Here is a 19,775-nt window from a genome sequence, read left to right as displayed (position 1 = left end):
CCTCACAAGGACTGATTGTCTCTGCAGGGCGCCGGAAATAGGCTCCGATCTGATCTTTCAGATGGGCCATTGCGTAAGCCCTCTGGAGATTGATCCGTGCTGATACCCCTGTCGAACATGAAGCGTGACCTTGAAGAAACCGCCGCCCATTTCGAGCGGCTCTCTGTTGTGATGGCAGGCCATCTCGTTTTCTCTGCGCACCGGCAGTCCAGCCGAGGGCAGGTTGATATCTCTGAAAGCATCGAGGGGATTGATTCTTCGATTGAGAAGTTGAGGATGGCTGCGGCGAAGTTTTATTGAGAGACGTGTCATTGGGGTGAGTGATTCAGATTTTCTCGCGAATGAATTCGCTCCTACAGGGTGCTTGCGTCGTGTGGCTAGACGATAAACATTTGAGCCTGGCGCCGAGCCATTTTGAGGATCTGCGATACAGCTTCGCGGGCAAGCCTCGCTCCAGCAAGCGATAGGGGCGCGGTGCATTCATTCATCCTTGGGCATGAGCAGGCAATCTGTCGGTACGAATATCCATCCTTCCACAGGATCGATTTCAGGACCGGGCTGGGCGATGAGGTCTGGTTGGAATTCAAATGTCCACGCGATCAAGGCGCAGGTCAGTGCGTCCTGCACGTCGACGTGCTCAAGCCCAGCGACAAACTCCCCAGGCAACGCCACGCCAGCCGCGTCGTATTGATGAAACGGTGCCCGCAACTGCTTGATCCAGCTTGATCGTTTACAAGCGGACGGGTAGGCCTCGAAGGCCCGCAAAAACTGATTGTCGGTCCACACACCGCAACGCTCTTTGGTCGGCGCGAAGCGTCCCGTCACGTGCATGCCTTTGGTGGCCTGGCTTCCGATCATGTCCTTAATAGGCGAAAGCGGCGCCAGCCCCCTTTCAAACAGAAAGTGTTCGGTCCGGCGGTGCAGGTAGGGGTTTTTCTGCGAGTCCCCGATCATGGCGGCCGTGCAGCCATGGGTGATGAGGTCGATGAAAGGTCTTGAGCAACCCAACGGCGTGTCGATCCCCATCAACATCTGGACCGGTTGTTGAAACACCGCTTCAGCGCCGCACAACGCCAGCAAGCGCTGCACGAACTGCTCTGTAGAGCTCGACTGATTGATCAACTGCCGCAGGTTGCCTCTCCATGGATGGCCCACTGTCTGGCGCTCGGCGTCCAGGATCGCCAGCGCGTCGCGGCTTTTGGGGTTGTAATCACAATTCCAGCCACCGACGTCCCAGCCTACAAAAAGCATTTTCGGCGCATCGGTCCGGGGCATTGGAGGCTCCTGATGTCGTGGTGATGGGCGTTAGAGGCTGAACATGCAAGACGATTCCCTTACATGTGTAAGGCGCTTCAAATCCTTGCGCCGACGCCCGCGACATATGCTCACACTCGCCAGCCGATCCCGTTGCGCTTCAAGGTGCTATCTTCCCAGTCCAATCCTCAGCCCCCCAGCGGAATCCTCCATGACTCTCGTCAGCCTGGTCCGAGCATTACCGAAGGATCCCAACAACCCTGCTTACGTACTTGGATGGGCGGTGATACGCCGCACGCCTTGGCGTTTTGTCGACATTTTTGCGTCCAAAGACCTGGCCGATGCGCAGGCGGCCACGCTGGGTTCAGGCTACGAATCCCGATACGGCTCTCACAAACCCGGCAGCAGCGAGTTCAAGCCCAAATGAATACCGAAACAGAAGACTCCACCCCGTACACCAGGCTCGACCAGATCAAGCTGCATAAAAGTATCCGCGCAATCCTCGATAGGTTGCTGCGCTCGCTGGAAGGCGCCAGTACGCGCGAGGAGGTGGAGAGCGAAGGCGAAATGCAGATCAGCTACATCCACGAGCTAGAGTCCGACAAGCGCGTGCGCAAAGGAGATATCGAGACGCTTTACATCATTTTCGATGACGCGGTACAGGCACGGCTGGAAGGGTTTGCTCCGGCTGCGTGAATGAAGGTGAAGGGAAAGCAGGCACTCTGCGGTATCAGGAAGGTCTGCTTTATAGAACCTGCTCTCCAACCCAGGCTGGCGTGGCAGGTCTCCTTTTCTCTTTAACGGAGCTGCCCATGATTACCGTGCATCATCTGAACAACTCGCGCTCGCAACGTATCCTATGGCTACTTGAGGAGCTGGGCGTACCTTACGAAGTGAAGCGCTACAACCGCGACCCGAAAACCAATCTCGCGCCGCCCGAGTTGAAAGCCATCAACCCGCTGGGCAAATCCCCGGTCATTCAAGACGGACCGCACACGCTGATCGAGTCGGCTGCAATCATCGATTATCTGATCCGCCGTCACGGCAATGGCGCCTTACAGCCAGATCCGTCCACCGCCACCTACGACGAATACGTGCAATGGCTGCACTTCGCCGAAGGGTCGGCCATGTTGCCGCTGATGCTCAATTTGTATGTCGGGCGCTTGGGCGATGCCGGCGCGCCGCTGCATCCACGCATTCAGGGCGAGCTGAAAAATTACCTGAGCTACCTCGACAACGCGCTGAGCCAGTTCGATTACCTGATGGGCGATGAATTGAGCGGCGCAGACGTGCAGATGAGTTTCATCGGCGAGCTCGCCAAGCAGCAGGGCTTGCTGGGCGACTACCCGCACCTCAAAGCGTGGGTGCAGCGCTTCCAGCAACGTCCGGCGTATCAGGCTGCGGTCCAGAAAGGCGGCGAGTACAGTTTTGCCAAATGACAATCTGATCGTCGTCTTGATACTGACGTGATGTGACGCGAGCCCCGCGCCACATCACGCTATATTTTTTGAATGCCGGGTGTGCGCCTTACGTGCATGGCGCGCTCGGCAATCACTTGGGCCTGTGCTCTCGAAACCCGGAGCTAAACTTTCACCTGCCTTCCCTTTGAGTCTCACTGCCATGAGCCGCACTGGTTTTTTTGCAAACGCCGGACAGCTATCGCCCAAATTGTGGGTGGGCGTTTTAATGCTGCTGTTCGCTGCGGGCACATCTGCTGCGGTAACACCCGCCATTGACTTGTACGTAGCGGAGGCGCCGCCACTGAGCATGGTCAGCCAGGGCGAGCGCCATGGCATCGTCGGCGACGTGGCGATCAAGGCGGCGGCACTGGCCGGTTACGAATTGCAATTGATCAGCCTGCCTTGGCTACGCGCGCAGCATGATGTGCGCGCCGGCAGCGACCGGCTGATCGTGCCGCTGTCGAGGACGCCAGAACGGGAAAACAATTACGCATGGATCGCGCCTGTGATGACCATGGACCGAGCGTTTTTCAGCCTGAACCAGCGCGTCGAATCGTTCGCTGAAGCCAAAAAAGCCTACGGCTTGATCGCAGTGGGGATGGGCAGTGCTCAAGAGCAGAAGCTGCGTGACGAAGGCTTTCGCGATGACCAGATCTACCCGCTGAAGATCGGCGATAACCCTGCGCAGATGCTGCTGCGCGGACGGGTCGACGCCTGGTTCAACGGGGTGCCGGAAAGCCAGTACATCTGGCGGCAGTTGTCCAACCGTCCACTGAAAATGAGCCCCCCACTGATGAGGGCAGACCTTTATCTGGCCTGCTCCAAAGTCTGCAATCAGGCCATGATCGACGCCTTGAGCGGGGCAGTGGAAGACCTGCGTCGCGACGGCACCATCAGCCTCATCATCATGGACTACCTCAAGGGCCTGCCTTTGCGCTGAAAAGCCACAGAGCAATGAGTTGTTCACTACCACTGAGCTACCCAGTTCCCGGATCATGCGATACGAATGACCTAGCTCTCCGATCTGGATAAACCACAGGCGTCGTAACAAGCCGGGCGATTGGCAAAAAAAACGCCCCGATCACACGAACGGGGCGTTTTTTATCTGGGATTCAACGTCAGAACACGTTGATCGGGTAGTCGATGAAGATGCGGGTTTCGTTACCTTCAGCGTTGTAGTTGCTGGCGTTGTTCGACACTTTCAGGATCGAGTTGCGCAGTCGAATGGACAGGTCTTTTGCGGGGCCGCTCTGCACCACATAGGTCAGCTGGCTGAACAGTTCATGCTCGTCGCCGCTGCCAGGGTTGATGCCGTCATCGATGTTGTCGCCACGCACGTAGGCGATTCTGTAGCTCAGGCCAGGCGTGACGAGGGTTGCCAGGTTTACGCCGTAGCCCAACTGCCAGGAGCGCTCGTCCTTGCCGTTGAAGTCCGACCAGTACGAGTTGGCCAGGTAGATGCTGTTGCCGCCGTCACCAAAGCCGCGGTCGTTGCGGTAGCCGCCGTAGTTGTAGCCGGTTTCGCCGGTGCTGCGTTGGTGCGCAAGGGTGAACGAGTGGATACCCACCGCCCAGGTCGCAGCCAGGCTCCAGATCTTGTTGTTGCGGGCATCATCGACCGCAAAATCTTTGTCCAGCTGGGTCTTGTAGCCATTGAAGTCGACAGTCAGCGACTGGTCTTCAGGCAACGCGAACACGTAGTTGAGGTTCAGGTACTGCTTTTTCAGTACGTCCTCAACGTCGGAACCATAGAACGCTGCGCTGAAGGCTTCGTTGAATTTATAGCTGCCGCCGTAGACGTTGATGCTTTTCACATCCCCACTGTCGCGGCCCTGTGCGCTTTTGCGGGCTTGCGCAGTAAAGCGCCCGGCGACCAGCTCCAGGCCTTTGATCTCTTTGGAGGTGATCATGGTGCCGGTGTACGACTCCGGCAGCAGCCGGGAACTGTCATGACTGAGCACCGGCAGCTCCGGCATCATGTCGCCGTACTTAAGTTCAGTATTAGAGACGCGGGCCTTGATTGCAGCGCCAAAGCGCGACAGATCGTCGGCGGCGTCACCCGTACCGTTTTCGCCTTTACGAAAGAAATCGATGCCGCCCGCGCCGCTCTTGCCTTTGCCGCCGTCCAGACGTGCCGCATACAGACCGAAGGCATCGACGCCAAAACCTACAGTGCCTTGGGTAAAGCCCGACGCGTAGTTGGCCATGAACGCCTGACCCCACTCGGCCTTGTCGTCACGTCCGTCTTTGTAATCTCGGCTGATGTAGGCGTTGCGCAGGTGCAGCTTGAGGCTGCTGTCTTCCAAGAAGCCCTTGGAATCGGACTGACCCTCGGCGAATGCCTGAGTAGCCGTGGCAGCAGCCATGATGCTCAGTGCGAGCAGGCCAATACGCGTGTTCATCTTGTCGTCCTTGTAAAGCAGATTGATCTGGCGCCGTGGCAAATGCCTGAGCAGGCAATTGCGTCTCTCGAGCAGAAAAGCCTCGAAAGCCCGCATGAAATCATCGCAGTGGACTACTGATGAACGTCTATGGCGTTTGGCCACGGGGCATTGAAGGCGCGCATCCTAGCGGCCGGTGAACAAGAGGTCAATTCGACAGACATCGAAGTGATTCCGCCATGACCGTGTTATTCGTAGAGCAGGCCAAGCAATGCTTCAAGCTCGGCGTCGTTGATCAAGCCTTCCGGGTACCGCTGCACCAGCATGGCTCGGTAGTCAGGCTTGCGGGCTTTGGGCGCATGGGTGAAACGTAGCCAGTCCGCCATCATTTGCCGTGCCTCACAGCTCGCAGACAACCCGCGAGCCATGTGCAGCTCATAACCTGCGTTCATAAGTAACACCCTCTTTGCGTTTTGAATGGCGAAATCTACGGAGCGTTTGTGACAGACGAACGAGCCGTACAACTATTAAACGACGCAGGGTCGTTTCGTGATCGCGTGGAGCGCCAGGCAAAAAAAAGCCCATCGTGTGATGGGCTTCAGAACAGCAAGAAGTGAACCAACTCAGGCGCGATGAGGCGCCGGTTGCTGCTGCGTCATGCAGTGGATATTGCCGCCGCCGAGCAACAATTCGCGACCCGGCACCATCACCACCTCGTGTTCGGGGAACAACTGCTGCAGAATTTCGCGTGCAGTTTCGTCCAGCGGGTCACCAAAACTCGGCGCGATAATGCCGCCGTTGACCATCAGGAAGTTCACGTACGACCCGGCAAGGCGCACCGAGGGATTGCGCTCCTGGCTGCCATGCACCTGATCGACGCCTGCGCATTCTTCCTCGGTCGCGAACAATGGACCGGGAATCGGCATTTTATGAACGGCGAATGGTCGGCCTTTGGCGTCCCGAGCGTTCTCCAGAATGCCCATCGCCGCCTGGCAGCGCGGGAAGTTGGGATCTTTTGGGTCATCCGTCCAGGCCAGAAGCACTTCACCGGGGCGTACGTAGCAGCAGAAATTATCCACATGCCCGTCGGTCTCGTCGTTGTACAGACCGTCCGGCAGCCAGATGATCGTGTCCACCGACAAATGATCGCGCAGCACGGCTTCGATCTCTTCACGCGACAGATGCGGGTTGCGGTTGCGGTTGAGCAGGCATTCTTCGGTGGTGATCAGCGTGCCTTCACCATCGACATGGATCGAGCCACCTTCCAGCACAAAGCCTTCGGTGACATAGCGCGGGCAGCGCTCGATTTCCATGACCTTGCTGGCCAACTGCTCATCCAGGTTCCACGGTGCATACAAGCCGCCGTTGAACCCGCCCCAGGCATTGAAGCCCCAATCCACGCCGCGCACTTCGCCGCTGTCGTTGATGACAAACGTCGGGCCGGTGTCGCGCATCCATGCGTCGTCGTTACTGATTTCGACGACGCGGATGTTAGGCACATCCAGACGCGCCCGAGCGTTGTCATATTGCGCCGCCGACACCGCAACCGTCACCGGTTCGAAACGCGCGATGGCCTTGGCCACTGCAACGTGCGCGGTTTGCACCGGCTTGCCACCCAAGCGCCAGTTGTCCGGGCGCTCAGGCCAGATCATCCAGGTCTGGGTCTGCGGCGCCCACTCGGCGGGCATGTGAAAACCATCGGCACGCGGGGTGCTGTTGAGCGTCGTCATAACGATCAGGACTCCAGCGAGCCGTCGAGGGTTTTGACCGCGCCGTACAGGTTCGGGCGACGATCACGGAAAGTGCCCCAGGCGCTGCGAACATGCTCCAGCTCATCGAGGTCGAAACTGTGGACCAGCACGCCCTCTTCGGTCTCGCCCAGCTCTTCGACTTTTTCGCCGAACTGGTTAGCGATGAACGAGGAGCCGTAGAAGTCGATGTCGTAGCCGTCCTGTTCTTCGTTGCCGATGCGGTTGCTGGCGATCAGCGGCATCAGGTTCGCGCCGGCATGGCCTTGCTGCACACGCTGCCAGTGGTCACGGGAGCTGATGCTCTTGTCGTGCGGTTCGCTACCGATGGCGGTTGGGTAAAACAGGATTTCCGCGCCCTGCAACGCCATGCTGCGCGCGCACTCCGGGAACCACTGATCCCAGCAGATACCCACGCCAATTTTGGCGTAACGGGTTTTCCAGACTTTGAAACCGGTGTCGCCCGGGTTGAAGTAGTACTTCTCGTGGTAGCCAGGACCGTCCGGGATGTGGCTCTTGCGATACAGGCCCAAATTGCTGCCGTCAGCATCGATGATTGCGATGCTGTTGAAACGCGCACGGCCGGCCAGCTCAAAAAAGCTGATCGGCAGTACGACTTGCAGCTCTTTGGCGATTTTCTGAAAGTGTTTGATCGCAACGTTGTCTTCGACGGTGGTCGCCAGTTGCAGGTATTCGGCGTTCGGTTTCTGGCAGAAATACGGAGTTTCGAACAGCTCTTGAATCAGGATGATCTGCGCGCCTTTGGCGGCTGCCTCACGCACCAGCTTTTCAGCGGTCTCGATATTGGCTTCCAGATCCCAGGAACAGGCCATCTGGGTGGCGGCGACGGTAACGATACGGCTCATGGAAAATCCTCCAGGGGCGGATGCAAAGGGCTTATCACCATAGCAGACGAGCCATGACAATTCTGGCGCCTTTATATCCGATAAAAATCGGTCTTAAAACCATTTAATCGGTAATTTACAAAATTTATCGATGATTAGTTCGATATTAATCGATTACAAGGCCCCTGGTTTCAGGCTGCGTCAGAGAACACCTGCGAGCACGCTGTCTGATTCGCCGGCAAGCCTCGTTACAACAAGTACGACGACGCTCAGTCTTCCAGCTCACTCAAGACCTTCGACACGTTACCCACGAAGAAGTCCACGCTACGACGCGGGGTGACCATCGGGGGTGGAGATGCCCGGTTCTCGGAGGAGTTTTCACAAGTTGAGCAACCGATACACTTTCTGCGGCAGTTTTATGACGTGATCGACGGTCTCCAATCAATTAATTTCATGGCTGTGAAGCCGGTTGCGCCTTGCACCGGCTCGCATCGCCCCACAAGCTATGCTCCTTTGTATTTACGCTCATCCAGGGAAGAAGGCAGAACCCATGCGAATACTTGTCACCGGTGGTGCGGGCTTTATCGGCTCAGCGCTGATCCGCCATCTCATCACCAACACTGATCACGATGTGCTCAACTTCGACAAACTCACGTACGCGGGCAATCTGGAATCGTTGCAAAGCATCGTGACCAATACCCGCTATGAATTTGTGCAAGAAGACATCGTCGACCAGAGCGCCGTCGCTAAAGTGCTGGCCCGATTCCAGCCGGAGGCGATCATGCACCTGGCGGCTGAATCCCACGTCGATCGCTCCATCGACGGCCCGTCCGAATTCATCCAGACCAACATCGTGGGCACTTACAGCCTTCTAGAGGCCACCCGCAGTTATTGGTCGGCTCTGCCCGAGGCCGAGCGCGCAGCGTTTCGCTTTCACCATATTTCCACCGACGAGGTGTACGGCGATCTCCACGGTGTCGACGACCTGTTCACGGAAACCACGCCCTACGCGCCCAGCTCGCCGTATTCCGCGAGCAAGGCGGCGTCTGACCATTTGGTTCGGGCCTGGCATCGCACTTACGGACTGCCGGTGGTGGTCACCAACTGCTCGAATAACTACGGGCCGTTCCACTTCCCTGAAAAGCTCATTCCGCTGGTCATTCTCAACGCGCTAGCGGGTAAAAAACTGCCGGTGTATGGCAACGGCCTGCAGGTGCGCGACTGGCTGTTCGTCGAAGACCATGCCCGCGCGCTGCTCAAAGTCGTGACCGAAGGCGAAGTTGGAGAGACATACAACATCGGCGGTCATAACGAGCAGAAAAACATTGATGTGGTGCGCGGCATCTGCGGACTGCTTGAGGAGCTTGCGCCGGAGCAACGCAAGGGCGTGGACAATTATGCTGACCTCATCACCTACGTGACCGATCGCCCCGGCCATGACATGCGCTACGCCATCGACGCCAGCAAGATCGAACGCGAACTTGGATGGACACCCGAGGAAACGTTTGAATCGGGCCTGCGCAAAACCGTGCAGTGGTACCTCGATAACCTGGAGTGGTGCCTCCACGTACAAGACGGCAGTTATCAGGGCGAACGCCTGGGCACCTCATTAAAGGATCTGATCGCATGACCAAAGGCATCGTACTGGCAGGCGGCTCGGGCACGCGTCTGCACCCCATCACCCTTGGGGTCTCTAAACAACTGCTGCCGATTTACGACAAGCCGATGATCTATTACCCGATCTCGGTGCTGATGCTGGCCGGAATCAAAGAAATCCTGGTGATCTCCACCCCGGTGGACCTGCCGCAATATCGGGCTTTACTGGGTGACGGCAGCCAGTTCGGGGTCAATTTCCATTACGCCGAACAACCCAAACCAGACGGTTTGGCGCAGGCGTTTCTGATTGGCGAAGAATTCATCGGCGATGATTCCGTGTGCCTGATCCTGGGCGACAACATTTTTCACGGCCAGCACTTCAGCGATCAACTCAAGCGTGCGGCTGAGTATAAGGCGGGCGCCACAGTCTTCGGTTACTGGGTCAAGGACCCGGAGCGTTTCGGCGTGATCGACTTCGATCAGAACGGCCAAGCACTTTCAATCGAGGAAAAGCCCAAGACGCCGAAGTCCAGCTACGCGGTCACCGGCCTGTATTTCTACGACAACGAAGTCGTGCAGATCGCCAAAGACGTCAAGCCGTCGCCACGCGGCGAGCTGGAGATAACAGACGTCAACAATGCCTACCTGCAACGGGGCGATTTGCGCGTCGAGCGCTTCGGACGCGGTTTCGCCTGGCTCGACACCGGTACCCATGACAGCCTGCTTGATGCTTCCCAGTACGTGCAGACCATCGAGCATCGGCAAGGCCTGAAAGTGGCGTGTCTTGAAGAAATCGCCTATCAGAACGGCTGGATCGACAAAGACTTTCTTCTCAGCCGTGCTGACTACTTTGGCAAAACCGGCTACGGTCAGTACCTGTTCAAAGTTGCAGGGGAACATCAGTGAAAGTGACGGTGTGTGAAGTGCCTGATGTGCTCATCATCGAACCAAAAGTCTTTGGCGATGAGCGTGGTTTTTTCTACGAGAGCTTCAACGCCAAAGCCTTCTGCGAGCAGACCGGCGTAACGATGCAATTCGTGCAGGACAACCACTCACGCTCGCAAAGAGGCGTACTGCGCGGGCTGCATTATCAGGTCGAGCATGCACAGGGCAAACTGGTCCGCGTGACGCTGGGCGAGGTGTTCGACGTTGCGGTGGACATCCGCCGCAGCTCACCGACATTCGGTCAGTGGGTGGGCATTCACCTGTCAGCCGAAAACGCCCGCCAGCTGTGGATTCCGCCGGGCTTCGCCCACGGTTTTGTAGTGCTGAGCGAGCATGCCGAGTTTCTCTACAAGACCACTGATTACTACACCCCCTCTGCCGAGCGCTGCATCCGCTGGGATGACCCGGACCTGGCGATAGACTGGGGATTGAGCGAGGCGCCGAAACTGTCCGCCAAGGACCAGGACGGCAAACGCTTCAACGACGCAGACCTATTCCCATGACCGCGCCGCGCAAGCCGTTGCACATTCTGATCAGCGGCCAGTACGGGCAAGTGTCCCAAGCGTTGCAGCACAGCTTGAAAGACATCGGCCGGTTGACGGTCCTGGGCCGCGATCAGTTTGATTTGAGCCATCCGCAGTCTCTGCGCGCCACGGTACGCGAACTCAAGCCAGACCTGATCATCAACCCGGCGGCGTATACAGCGGTGGATCAGGCTGAAAGCGAACCGAAACTGGCGTTGGCGATCAACGGTGTATCCCCCGGCGTGTTGGCTGAAGAAGCTGCAACGCTAGGCATCCCGCTGATCCACTACTCAACCGACTATGTTTTCGACGGCACAGGCGATGCCCCGTGGAAGGAGTCCGACGCTCCCAGACCTCTGAGCGTCTATGGCAGCAGCAAGCTGGCGGGCGAGCGGGCCATCACCACCGTAGGCGGGCAGCATTTGATTTTGCGCACCAGCTGGGTTTACTCGCTCACCGGCCGCAACTTTTTGCTGACCCTGCAACGCCTGCTGCAAGAGCGCGAAAAGATGACTGTTGTCGCCGACCAGATCGGCGCGCCGACATGGGCAGGCACCATCGCCGGCAGCACCCGGCAGTTGATTGAGCGCTGGCAAGAGGGCGAAGCGCACCCTTGGGGCGTCTACCACCTGACGGCTGAGGGTGAGACGTCGTGGTTCGGTTTTGCCCAGGCGATTGGTCAACATTTGATCAGACAGGGCAAACCGTGCGCAGCGCTTGAACCGATTCCGTCCAGCGCATACCCGACGCCCGCCGCTCGCCCGCTCAACTCGCGCCTCGACTGCAGCTTGCTGTCTGACAAGTGGGGCGTCAGGCAGCCTGCCTGGCATGACGCATTGTCGGAGTGCTTAGCGTTGCAGCGGTAGGCATAATGCGGCCACAGGATGCCGCCGTTTTACCGGCATCGCAGCGGACCCACCGGGCGATTATGAACTCCACCTCAACGCTTCCTCGCCGCCCACGCTGGCGCAGTCTCGCCTTGCTGGCGCTGATTCTGGCGCCGCTGTTGTGGCCGCTCGAGCACCTCGCCGAACGCTACTACCGCAATGAACTGCTTAGCCAGAACCGCCAGACGCTCGACCTCTACGTGGCCAACCTGCTAGGCACCCTGCACCGCTACGAGGTGATGCCGCAGATACTCGGCGACCTCCCCGCCCTGCGAGCCGCTCTGGCCAACCCACAAGACAAACAGGCACAAGATGCGGCCAATCGGTTGCTGACAACCATCGCTCAGCAGACCGGCGCGGAAGTCATGTACCTGATGGCGCCTAACGGCGACACGCTCGCGGCCTCCAACTGGGACAAGCGCGACAGCTTTGTGGGCCGCAATTTTGCCTTTCGTCCCTACTTCAGCGAAGCCATGGAGGGCCGGCTCGGGCGCTTCTTCGGTTTGGGCACTACATCGGCCAAGCGCGGTTACTTCTTTGGCGCCGCCGTGCGCGATGGCAACGATGTGCTCGGCGCGCTGGTGGTCAAGGTCGACCTGGACAACACCGAAACACTGTGGGGCAAGACCCCCGAGCAGCTATTGGTCACCGACCATAACGGCGTGGTGATTCTGACCTCAAACCCCGGTTGGCGATTCCGCGCCACCCGCCCCATGAGCGAAGAAGAAAAACAGGCCATCGTCGCCAATCAACCGTATCCGACCCGCGACCCCAGGCCCTTGCTGCTGAACGAGCCCGACTGGCTGACCCAGACCCAGCAAATCAGTGAAACCGGCTGGAGTGTGAATATCCTGGCCCCGCGCATGCTGGTCGCGCGCCCCGTGCGCACGGTGGTCGCTGTCGGCGGCGCGACGTTGTTGGTCCTGATGCTGCTGCTCGGGATCATGATGCAGCGCCGTCGGCATTATCTGGACCGCATCGCGTTCGAAGCCAAAGCCCGTCGCGAGCTGGAGATCCGCGTGATCGAACGCACCAGCGACCTGGAAGGCGCCAACGGTCGGCTGCGTCAGGAGGTGCTCGAACGCGAGCACGCCCAGCAAGAGTTGTTCAGGGCGCAGGATGAACTGGTGCAAGCGAGCAAGTTGTCGGCGCTGGGGACGATGTCGGCGAGCATCAGCCACGAACTGAACCAACCCTTGGCGGCGATCCGCAGTTACGCCGAAAACGCCGAAGTACTGCTCGATCATGAGCGGACCGAAGATGCACGCGGCAACCTCAAACTCATCAGCGAGCTGACCGGGCGGATGGCCTCGATCATTGCGCACCTGCGCGCTTTCGCTCGCCGGGACCGCCATGCACCTGAAAGCGTCGCGCTGCAACCGGCACTGGACGATGCGCTCGCCCTGCTGGCCAAGCGCAGGCGCGCCATGGAGGTGGAGCTGATTCGGGACTTGCCCGCAGCCACATTGTGGGTTCAGGCGGGGGAAACCCGACTGCGCCAAGTGCTGGGCAATCTACTGGCGAACGCGCTGGACGCACTTACTGAAAAAGGCCCGCCACGCAAACTCTGGATCAGCGCTGAACACACCGACGGCGGCGTCAATCTGTACATCCGTGACAACGGGCCAGGGTTTTCCAGAGAAGCGCTGGAACGCGCCCGCGAGCCATTTTTCACCACCAAGACACGCACTCAGGGCCTGGGCCTCGGCTTGGCGATCTGCGATACGCTGATGCGCGCACTGGGGGGCGAGTTGCTGTTCGCCAACCATCCTGAAGGCGGCGCGCTGCTGACGCTGCGCATGCGTGTCGGCGCATCGGGCGTCAACTTACAACCGCCAGAGGACTTATCTGCATGAGCACGGACACCGCCATCGACAGCCGTACACAGGTTGTGCTGATCGACGACGACCCGCATCTGCGTCAGGCGTTGAGCCAGACCCTGGACCTCGCCGGCCTGAAGGTGCTGACCTTGAGTGATGCCCAGGGCCTGCCCGCACGTATCGAGCGCGACTGGCCCGGCGTGATCGTCAGCGATATCCGTATGCCGGGGATCGACGGGCTGGAGCTGCTCAACCAATTGCACGCGCAAGACCCGGACCTGCCGGTACTGCTGATCACCGGCCATGGCGATGTACCACTCGCGGTCCAGGCCATGCGTGCCGGAGCCTACGACTTTCTGGAAAAGCCATTCGCCAGCGACGCGTTGCTCGACAGCGTACGTCGCGCCCTCGCACTGCGCCGTCTGGTGCTGGACAACCGCAGCCTGCGCCTTGCCCTGAGCGACAGCCAGCAATTGAGCAACCGACTGGTGGGGTTGTCTGCACCCATTCAGCGCTTGCGCGACCAGATCGGCGCACTCGCAGGGACCAGAGCCGATGTATTGATCCTCGGGGAAACCGGAGCGGGCAAGGAGGTGGTAGCGCGGGCGCTGCATGATCTGTCCAATCGCCGGAACGGACCGTTCGTCGCGATCAACGCCGGGGCGCTGGCCGAATCAGTCGTGGAAAGCGAGTTGTTCGGGCATGAGCCCGGTGCCTTTACCGGCGCGCAGAAGCGGCGCATCGGCAAGTTCGAATTCGCCAACGGCGGCACGCTGTTTCTCGATGAAATAGAAAGCATGAGCATGGATGTGCAGGTCAAACTGCTGCGTTTGTTGCAAGAGCGCGTGGTCGAGCGGCTCGGCGGCAACCAGCAGATAGCGCTGGATATCCGCGTGATCGCCGCCACCAAGGAAGACCTGCGTCAGGCCGCTGATCAAGGCCGTTTTCGTGCCGACTTGTATTACCGGCTCAATGTCGCGCCGCTGCGCATTCCTCCGCTGCGTGAGCGCGGCGAAGATCCGTTGGTGCTGTTCCAGCATTTCGCTGATGCCGCCAGCTTGCGCCATGGTTTGCCGCGTCACCCATTACAGCCGGGACATCGCGCCTTGCTGCTGCGCCACAGCTGGCCGGGCAATGTCCGTGAGCTGCAAAATGCCGCCGAACGCTTCGCTCTGGGACTGGAACTTGAGCTTGAAGGCAATCAACAGCCCGAAACGCCGAGCACTGACGGCGGGCTGAGCGATCAGGTCGAGAGTTTCGAGCGCTCCTTGATTGCGGCTGAACTGTCGCGTCCACACAGCTCGGTTCGAAGCCTGGCGCAAGCGCTCGGACTGCCACGCAAGACCCTGCACGACAAGCTGCGCAAACACGGTTTGACCTTCAGCGGCGGGGGTCACGATGACGTCGAATGAACGGGCAAAAAATCTCATGAATGACAACGATCTCGCCCAGGCCAAAGCGCTGGAAGCGTTGCTGCATCATGACATCCCGCTAACCGCCGACATGGGGATGAACGTGCTGAGCTGGCACGACCGGACGTTGCGCCTGCATCTGTCGCTTGCGCCAAATGTGAACCACAAGAACACGCTGTTTGGCGGCAGCCTTTATTGCGGTGCAGTCCTGGCGGGCTGGGGGTGGCTGCATCTACGGCTTAAGGAAGTCGGTATCGACGACGCTCATATCGTGATTCAGGAAGGGCAGATCAGCTATCCGTTGCCGGTCAAAACAGATGCGGTGGCAATCTGCGACGCGCCGGATGACGCAGCGTGGGAGCGGTTTTTGACGATATACCGCCGCCGGGGGCGGGCGAGACTGACGCTGCACACACAAATTACCGAGCAATATTGCGATGAGCCGGCCGTGACCTTCAGCGGGCAATTCGTGATCCATCGATAGCGCAGTAAGGGGATAGCGGGGATTGATTAAGACTGCTTCGCAGCCGATCGCGGCCTCGCTGGGCTCGTGCGCTCCTTTAGGGTTTGCGGGTGTTCTTGGGGTTTTGATTCTGCCCCGGAGGGCGTGGGAGCGCGGATTGTGTCAGGGCCGCACTCGGACGATCTGCTGCGCAGCGGCAGTAAAACCTGGTGAAGCGCAGGTGTCTGGTTTCACCCTTTGGCCAACGCCAACAGAGCACTGCGCCATGATGCTTTGGCAGGCAGCGCCAGGAAAAATCCGTTAAGCAATGAATCGCGCGCCGGGTAGGCGAACACCTCACCCTCCAGATCCAGAACTACGCCGCCCGCGCCCTCCAGCACACCCTGCGCAGCGGCAGTGTCCCACTGAGAGGTCGGCGCCAGACGTGGATAACAATCGGCGGCGCCTTCGGCCAGCAGGCAGAACTTCAACGAGCTACCAATATTGGTCAACTGCAACTCGCCAACCGCAGAAGACAGCCCGGCCAACAGCTTTTCCTGTTCAGGACTGGAGTGACGCCGGCTGGCGACCACCGTGAACGCTTCACCGGCAGCCGGCCGTTCGCGCACAGAAATCGGCGCCAGATGCTGCGGATCATCACTGCGCCAGGCACCAAGCCCCGCACCGCCGAAGTAACACCGGTCATTGGTGGGCATCGAAACAACGCCAAACACCACATGCCCATTTTCGATCAGCGCCACATTGACCGTGAACTCCTCGCTGCCAGAAATAAACTCCTTGGTGCCATCCAGCGGATCAACCAGCCACCAGCGTTTCCAGCCAGCGCGGGTGCTCAGTGCAATGTCGGCGTCTTCTTCAGAAAGAATGTGCACGTCGGGCGCCAGCGCTTTCAGGCCATCTACCAACACGTGATGCGCCGCGAGGTCTGCAGCGGTGACCGGGGAGTTGTCGGATTTCGAAGTGACTTCGGTGTCATTGCGCCAGAACGGCAGAGTCGCTTCCCCGGCACGACGGCACAGTTCGATAACAGGTGCCAGCAGCGGATGAGGCAAGGAAGCGAAGACGTCGGTCATGGTCGGAACACTCCGCGCTGGGTGAGTAAATCACGGACCAGATACAGCGCCGCCAATGCGCGTCCCTCGGAGAACTGCGGGTGTTCGATCAGGCTGGAAAGCTCACGCAAATTGACCTTGTCCACGCGCATGGGCTCAGGCTCATCGCCCGGCAAATGCTCCTCGAACAGGTCGGTGGCCAGCACCACCTGAATCTTCTGACTCATGTAGCCAGGGGACAAGGAAAGCTCCGTCAGATGCTCAAGCCGATGGGCACCAAACCCGGCTTCCTCCTTGAGCTCCCGGTTGGCCGCCGCCAGCACATCCTCGCCCGGCTCGATCAAACCTTTGGGCAGCGACAGTTCGTACTCATCGGTGCCTCCGCAATACTCTTCCACCAACACGGCGTGCTCTGCGTCGAGCATTGCCACGATCATCACCGCCCCATATCCGTTGCCCCGCCCAACCAAACGCTCATAGACGCGTTCAACGCCATTGGAGAAGCGCAACTGCACTTCTTCAACACGAAACAGGCGGCTGCTGGCGACAATTTCGCGGGCAAGTACGGTGGGTTTCTGATGCATGGCGAGCTCCTTGGCATGGACGCGGTACTATACCGTGGCTTTTGCGAAAGTCGTTGTCGGATCTGCCGACGTACTTTTCACATATCACCGTCGAGAGAGACACATGCCTTCTTTACCTTGGCACGACATCGACACCGTCCTGTTGGACATGGACGGGACGCTGCTGGATCTGCACTTCGATAATCACTTCTGGCTGGAACATCTACCGCAGCGCTACGCCGAGGTTCATGGCGTCAGTCGGGCGATGGCGGAGCTTGAGCTGTTGCCGCTGTTCGAAAAAAACGCCGGCACGCTCAATTGGTATTGCACGGATTTCTGGAGCGCCGAGCTCAAGTTGTCTGTCAGGGATCTGAAGGTAGAGATCGCCCACCTGATCGCTTTGCGCCCTGATGCCGAGACCTTTCTGGCGGCGCTGAAGCACGCTGGTAAACGCGTGATCATGATCACCAATGCGCACCGCGATTCGTTGTCGCTCAAGATGGAGCGCATCGAACTGGCGCCCTACTTCGAACGCCTGATCAGCTCTCACGACTACGGCGTGCCCAAGGAAAACCCACAATTCTGGGACGCGCTGCACGCCGACATCGGCTTTGATCCGACACGCAGTGTGTTTATCGACGACACATTGCCGATCCTGCGCAGCGCGGGTCGCTACGGCATCAAACACCTGTTGGCCGTGCGTGAACCGGACAGCCGAAAAGGCCCGAAAGATACCGAGGAGTTTGAGGCTGTGGGGGATTATCGAGACCTGATCGCCGGACTTTAGACGTTGGTCGTTGGTTAGAACTCTGTGAGGGCACGTGCGCCTGCCTGAGTCCACAATGCGGCGTCGACATCCTCATTATTGCCCGTCGCCAGAACGTTTTTCGTTATCTTCCCGACGAGCTTCATCACCCGACACGACGACTACAAGGTTTCAAGCCGTGCGACATCTGGTCGCGCTAGAATCGCGGTGCCTGCTTTGCGTCATATGGAGTGACGATGGACATCAAACAGCTGAAATTCCTCATTGCCCTGGACGAAACCCGTCATTTCGGACAAGCCGCAGCGCGTTGTCACATCACCCAACCAACGCTTTCCATGCGCCTGCGCAGCCTTGAGGAAGAACTTGACCTGCCGCTGGTCAATCGTGGTCAGCGCTTTGAAGGCTTCACCGCTCCCGGTGAGCGAGTGCTGGCGTGGGCTCGCACCGTTCTGGCCGCGTATGACGGCTTACTCGCCGAAGCCGCCGCCTGTCGCGGGCATCTGGTCGGGACCTTGCGACTTGGCGTTGTGCCGTTATCGAGTTTCGATCCTTTGCCCCTGTTGCACCGCCTGCACACCGTTCACCCGAACATGAGTTTTGAGCTGTCATCGCTCAGTTCCGAGCAGATCCTTGAGCAACTGGCGAGCAATCGGCTGGACCTTGGTGTGTCGTATCTGGAACGACTGGACAACGACCGCTTCGACTCGCTGCAACTGGCTGAAACCCGGATGGGCCTGATGTATGACCAGCGCCATTTCAGCTTCGGCGATGCACCGCTGAGCTGGGAGAGCCTGATTGAGTTGCCGTTGGGCATGCTCACCAGCGGCATGCATTTTCGTCAGTCCATTGACCACAATTTTCACAGCCGCGGCCTGCAACCACAGCCGCTGATCCAGACCGACGCAGTGCATCAATTGCTGCAGGCGGTGCACGGCGGTTTTTGCTGCGCGATTATGCCGCTGGACGGTGGACTGGAATCTCTGACGGAACATTTGCGTCTTCAACCCATAGAACAAGCAAAGACAATTGCGCGTCTGGGCCTGATCATGCGCCGCGCCGCGCCGCGCTCCGCGCTGGCTGAAGCCTGCTTCGGCCTGTACCAGAAAATGGTCGAACTCTCTTGATCGACGCTATCTATCGCTACATCAGTACTAGCGATTAGACGTTATCCGACAAGGGGCCTAGGCTAAGGGTCTGAAAACTCTGCCGGTACTTCGCATGCACGCCAAACGCACGGACAGCACGGCGCCCGCAAAAAACTTGCCCGCGCCCGCAGCAAGTCAGTTCTACAGCTACTCAAACCTCGCCCGAGATGCCGCAGAGTCTGCATCCCTGGCCGAAGAGGTCGCGCTGGCGATTGCCTACAACGGTATCAGCCAGGCAGTGATGCTGGTCAGCCCAACCGACCTTGAAGACTTCATCGTGGGTTTCACGCTCGGCAGCGGCATCATCATTTCTCCTGATGAAATCTACGACATCAAGCTTGGAGGTCGCGGGTCCGCCCAGACTGCCGAAGTCGAAATCACCAGTCGCGCGTTCTGGAACCTCAAGACTCAGCGCCGCCAAATGGCGGGCACCAGTGGCTGCGGCCTTTGCGGTGTGGAAGCCGTCGAGCAGGCGTTACCCAAACTGAATGTGCTGCCAGGCGCCCCGTTGCCGCCTGTCGAATGGCTCGATGGGCTGCGCCAGCGCATCAGTGAATTTCAGCCATTGGGTCAGCACTGTGGCGCGGTGCATGCGGCGGTGTTCATGAACGATAAAGGCCAGTTGCTGCTCGGTCGCGAAGACATCGGCCGGCACAACGCGCTCGACAAATTGATCGGTGCGTTGATCCGTCAGAACATTTCGACCACCGGGGGCCTTGCGATCGTTACCAGCCGGTGCAGCCTTGAATTGATCCAGAAAGTCCTGCGTGCAGGCATACAAACCCTCGTCAGCCTGTCCTCGCCAACCGGCCTGGCGCTGCAATGGGCGCGTCGTCACAACCTCAATTTAATCCACCTGCCGCAGAAAAGTGCGCCGCGGGTTTACAGCCCTGCGATGGAGAATCCAGCTTGAG

Annotated in this window: 22 protein-coding genes; 15 read left to right on the top strand and 7 right to left on the bottom strand. The window is 59.0% G+C overall.

From position 1 onward, the window contains the following. Positions 1 to 96 precede the first annotated feature (96 nt). A complete protein-coding gene (locus OYW20_RS01805; protein WP_268799030.1) occupies positions 97 to 300 on the top strand; it encodes a hypothetical protein in 204 nt (67 codons plus the stop codon). Positions 301 to 480: 180 nt separating this feature from the next. On the opposite strand, the gene OYW20_RS01800 is transcribed toward OYW20_RS01805, so the two are convergent. Beyond that, on the bottom strand, positions 481 to 1,275 hold the full coding sequence (locus OYW20_RS01800) for a hypothetical protein (RefSeq protein ID WP_268799029.1): 795 nt from the start codon (positions 1,273 to 1,275) through the stop codon (positions 481 to 483). A 190-nt stretch (positions 1,276 to 1,465) separates the two neighbouring features. Between OYW20_RS01800 and OYW20_RS01795 the strand changes: the two genes are divergently transcribed. The 4 genes from OYW20_RS01795 to OYW20_RS01780 all read left to right on the top strand — a co-directional run bounded on the left by OYW20_RS01795 (position 1,466) and on the right by OYW20_RS01780 (position 3,654). Then, the gene (locus tag OYW20_RS01795; protein WP_268799028.1) at positions 1,466 to 1,681 is read left to right on the top strand and encodes a hypothetical protein; all 216 of its coding nucleotides are present in this window, start codon (positions 1,466 to 1,468) and stop codon (positions 1,679 to 1,681) included. Beyond that, entirely contained in the window at positions 1,678 to 1,950 is a 273-nt protein-coding gene (locus OYW20_RS01790; protein WP_268799027.1) for a hypothetical protein, read from the top strand. Before OYW20_RS01795 ends, OYW20_RS01790 begins: the two co-directional genes overlap by 4 nt. 116 nt (positions 1,951 to 2,066) lie before the next feature. Beyond that, positions 2,067 to 2,693 (top strand): glutathione S-transferase family protein, encoded by a 627-nt coding sequence (locus tag OYW20_RS01785; RefSeq protein ID WP_268799026.1) that lies wholly within the window; start codon positions 2,067 to 2,069, stop codon positions 2,691 to 2,693. A 181-nt stretch (positions 2,694 to 2,874) separates the two neighbouring features. Beyond that, on the top strand, positions 2,875 to 3,654 hold the full coding sequence (locus tag OYW20_RS01780; RefSeq protein ID WP_268799025.1) for a substrate-binding periplasmic protein: 780 nt from the start codon (positions 2,875 to 2,877) through the stop codon (positions 3,652 to 3,654). A gap of 178 nt (positions 3,655 to 3,832) precedes the next feature. Here the strand turns inward: OYW20_RS01780 and OYW20_RS01775 are convergent, their stop codons facing one another. The 4 genes from OYW20_RS01775 to aguB all read right to left on the bottom strand — a co-directional run bounded on the left by OYW20_RS01775 (position 3,833) and on the right by aguB (position 7,709). Further along, a complete protein-coding gene (locus tag OYW20_RS01775) occupies positions 3,833 to 5,116 on the bottom strand; it encodes an OprD family porin (protein WP_268799024.1) in 1,284 nt (427 codons plus the stop codon). 227 nt (positions 5,117 to 5,343) lie between these two features. Beyond that, on the bottom strand, positions 5,344 to 5,547 hold the full coding sequence (locus OYW20_RS01770) for a hypothetical protein (RefSeq protein WP_268799023.1): 204 nt from the start codon (positions 5,545 to 5,547) through the stop codon (positions 5,344 to 5,346). Between the two features lie 171 nt (positions 5,548 to 5,718). Next, the gene (gene aguA, locus OYW20_RS01765; RefSeq protein WP_268799022.1) at positions 5,719 to 6,825 is read right to left on the bottom strand and encodes an agmatine deiminase; all 1,107 of its coding nucleotides are present in this window, start codon (positions 6,823 to 6,825) and stop codon (positions 5,719 to 5,721) included. Positions 6,826 to 6,830: 5 nt separating this feature from the next. Continuing rightward, positions 6,831 to 7,709 carry an N-carbamoylputrescine amidase gene (gene aguB, locus OYW20_RS01760; protein WP_268799021.1) on the bottom strand — a complete coding sequence of 293 codons (879 nt, stop codon included), beginning with the start codon at positions 7,707 to 7,709 and terminating at the stop codon, positions 6,831 to 6,833. A gap of 529 nt (positions 7,710 to 8,238) precedes the next feature. On the opposite strand from aguB, the gene rfbB reads away from it, so the two are divergent. The 7 genes from rfbB (at position 8,239) to OYW20_RS01725 (ending at position 15,356) form a co-directional block, all read left to right on the top strand. Further along, the gene (gene rfbB / locus OYW20_RS01755) at positions 8,239 to 9,318 is read left to right on the top strand and encodes a dTDP-glucose 4,6-dehydratase (RefSeq protein ID WP_268799020.1); all 1,080 of its coding nucleotides are present in this window, start codon (positions 8,239 to 8,241) and stop codon (positions 9,316 to 9,318) included. Continuing rightward, positions 9,315 to 10,190, top strand: a complete 876-nt coding sequence (rfbA, locus tag OYW20_RS01750; protein ID WP_268799019.1) for a glucose-1-phosphate thymidylyltransferase RfbA — start codon at positions 9,315 to 9,317, stop codon at positions 10,188 to 10,190. Before rfbB ends, rfbA begins: the two co-directional genes overlap by 4 nt. Next, the gene (gene rfbC, locus OYW20_RS01745; protein ID WP_268799018.1) at positions 10,187 to 10,732 is read left to right on the top strand and encodes a dTDP-4-dehydrorhamnose 3,5-epimerase; all 546 of its coding nucleotides are present in this window, start codon (positions 10,187 to 10,189) and stop codon (positions 10,730 to 10,732) included. Before rfbA ends, rfbC begins: the two co-directional genes overlap by 4 nt. Continuing rightward, a complete protein-coding gene (gene rfbD / locus OYW20_RS01740) occupies positions 10,729 to 11,619 on the top strand; it encodes a dTDP-4-dehydrorhamnose reductase (RefSeq protein WP_268799017.1) in 891 nt (296 codons plus the stop codon). The genes rfbC and rfbD overlap by 4 nt, the downstream gene beginning before the upstream one ends. A 62-nt stretch (positions 11,620 to 11,681) precedes the next feature. Beyond that, positions 11,682 to 13,496 (top strand): sensor histidine kinase, encoded by a 1,815-nt coding sequence (locus OYW20_RS01735; RefSeq protein WP_268799016.1) that lies wholly within the window; start codon positions 11,682 to 11,684, stop codon positions 13,494 to 13,496. Then, positions 13,493 to 14,872 carry a sigma-54-dependent transcriptional regulator gene (locus OYW20_RS01730; protein WP_268799015.1) on the top strand — a complete coding sequence of 460 codons (1,380 nt, stop codon included), beginning with the start codon at positions 13,493 to 13,495 and terminating at the stop codon, positions 14,870 to 14,872. The genes OYW20_RS01735 and OYW20_RS01730 overlap by 4 nt, the downstream gene beginning before the upstream one ends. A gap of 16 nt (positions 14,873 to 14,888) precedes the next feature. Beyond that, on the top strand, positions 14,889 to 15,356 hold the full coding sequence (locus OYW20_RS01725) for a YiiD C-terminal domain-containing protein (protein ID WP_268799014.1): 468 nt from the start codon (positions 14,889 to 14,891) through the stop codon (positions 15,354 to 15,356). Positions 15,357 to 15,565: 209 nt separating this feature from the next. Here OYW20_RS01725 and cysQ read toward each other — a convergent pair whose 3' ends face one another. Both cysQ and nudE read right to left on the bottom strand, forming a co-directional pair. Further along, positions 15,566 to 16,408, bottom strand: coding sequence for a 3'(2'),5'-bisphosphate nucleotidase CysQ (gene cysQ, locus OYW20_RS01720; protein WP_268799013.1), 843 nt, complete (start codon positions 16,406 to 16,408; stop codon positions 15,566 to 15,568). Beyond that, a complete protein-coding gene (gene nudE / locus OYW20_RS01715) occupies positions 16,405 to 16,971 on the bottom strand; it encodes an ADP compounds hydrolase NudE (RefSeq protein WP_268799012.1) in 567 nt (188 codons plus the stop codon). The genes cysQ and nudE overlap by 4 nt, the downstream gene beginning before the upstream one ends. Before the next feature lie 103 nt (positions 16,972 to 17,074). On the opposite strand from nudE, the gene yrfG reads away from it, so the two are divergent. The 3 genes from yrfG to fdhD all read left to right on the top strand — a co-directional run bounded on the left by yrfG (position 17,075) and on the right by fdhD (position 19,774). Continuing rightward, on the top strand, positions 17,075 to 17,737 hold the full coding sequence (gene yrfG, locus OYW20_RS01710; protein ID WP_268799011.1) for a GMP/IMP nucleotidase: 663 nt from the start codon (positions 17,075 to 17,077) through the stop codon (positions 17,735 to 17,737). A 215-nt stretch (positions 17,738 to 17,952) separates the two neighbouring features. Then, positions 17,953 to 18,840, top strand: coding sequence for a LysR family transcriptional regulator (locus tag OYW20_RS01705; protein WP_268799010.1), 888 nt, complete (start codon positions 17,953 to 17,955; stop codon positions 18,838 to 18,840). Between the two features lie 94 nt (positions 18,841 to 18,934). Next, positions 18,935 to 19,774: a formate dehydrogenase accessory sulfurtransferase FdhD gene (fdhD, locus tag OYW20_RS01700; protein ID WP_268799009.1), complete on the top strand. Its 840-nt coding sequence runs from the start codon at positions 18,935 to 18,937 to the stop codon at positions 19,772 to 19,774. Position 19,775 lies beyond the last annotated feature (1 nt).

It is taken from the genome of Pseudomonas sp. BSw22131 (assembly GCF_026810445.1).
Taxonomy (GTDB): domain Bacteria; phylum Pseudomonadota; class Gammaproteobacteria; order Pseudomonadales; family Pseudomonadaceae; genus Aquipseudomonas; species Aquipseudomonas huanghezhanensis.
This window is presented reverse-complemented; position numbering and strand designations above follow the sequence as displayed.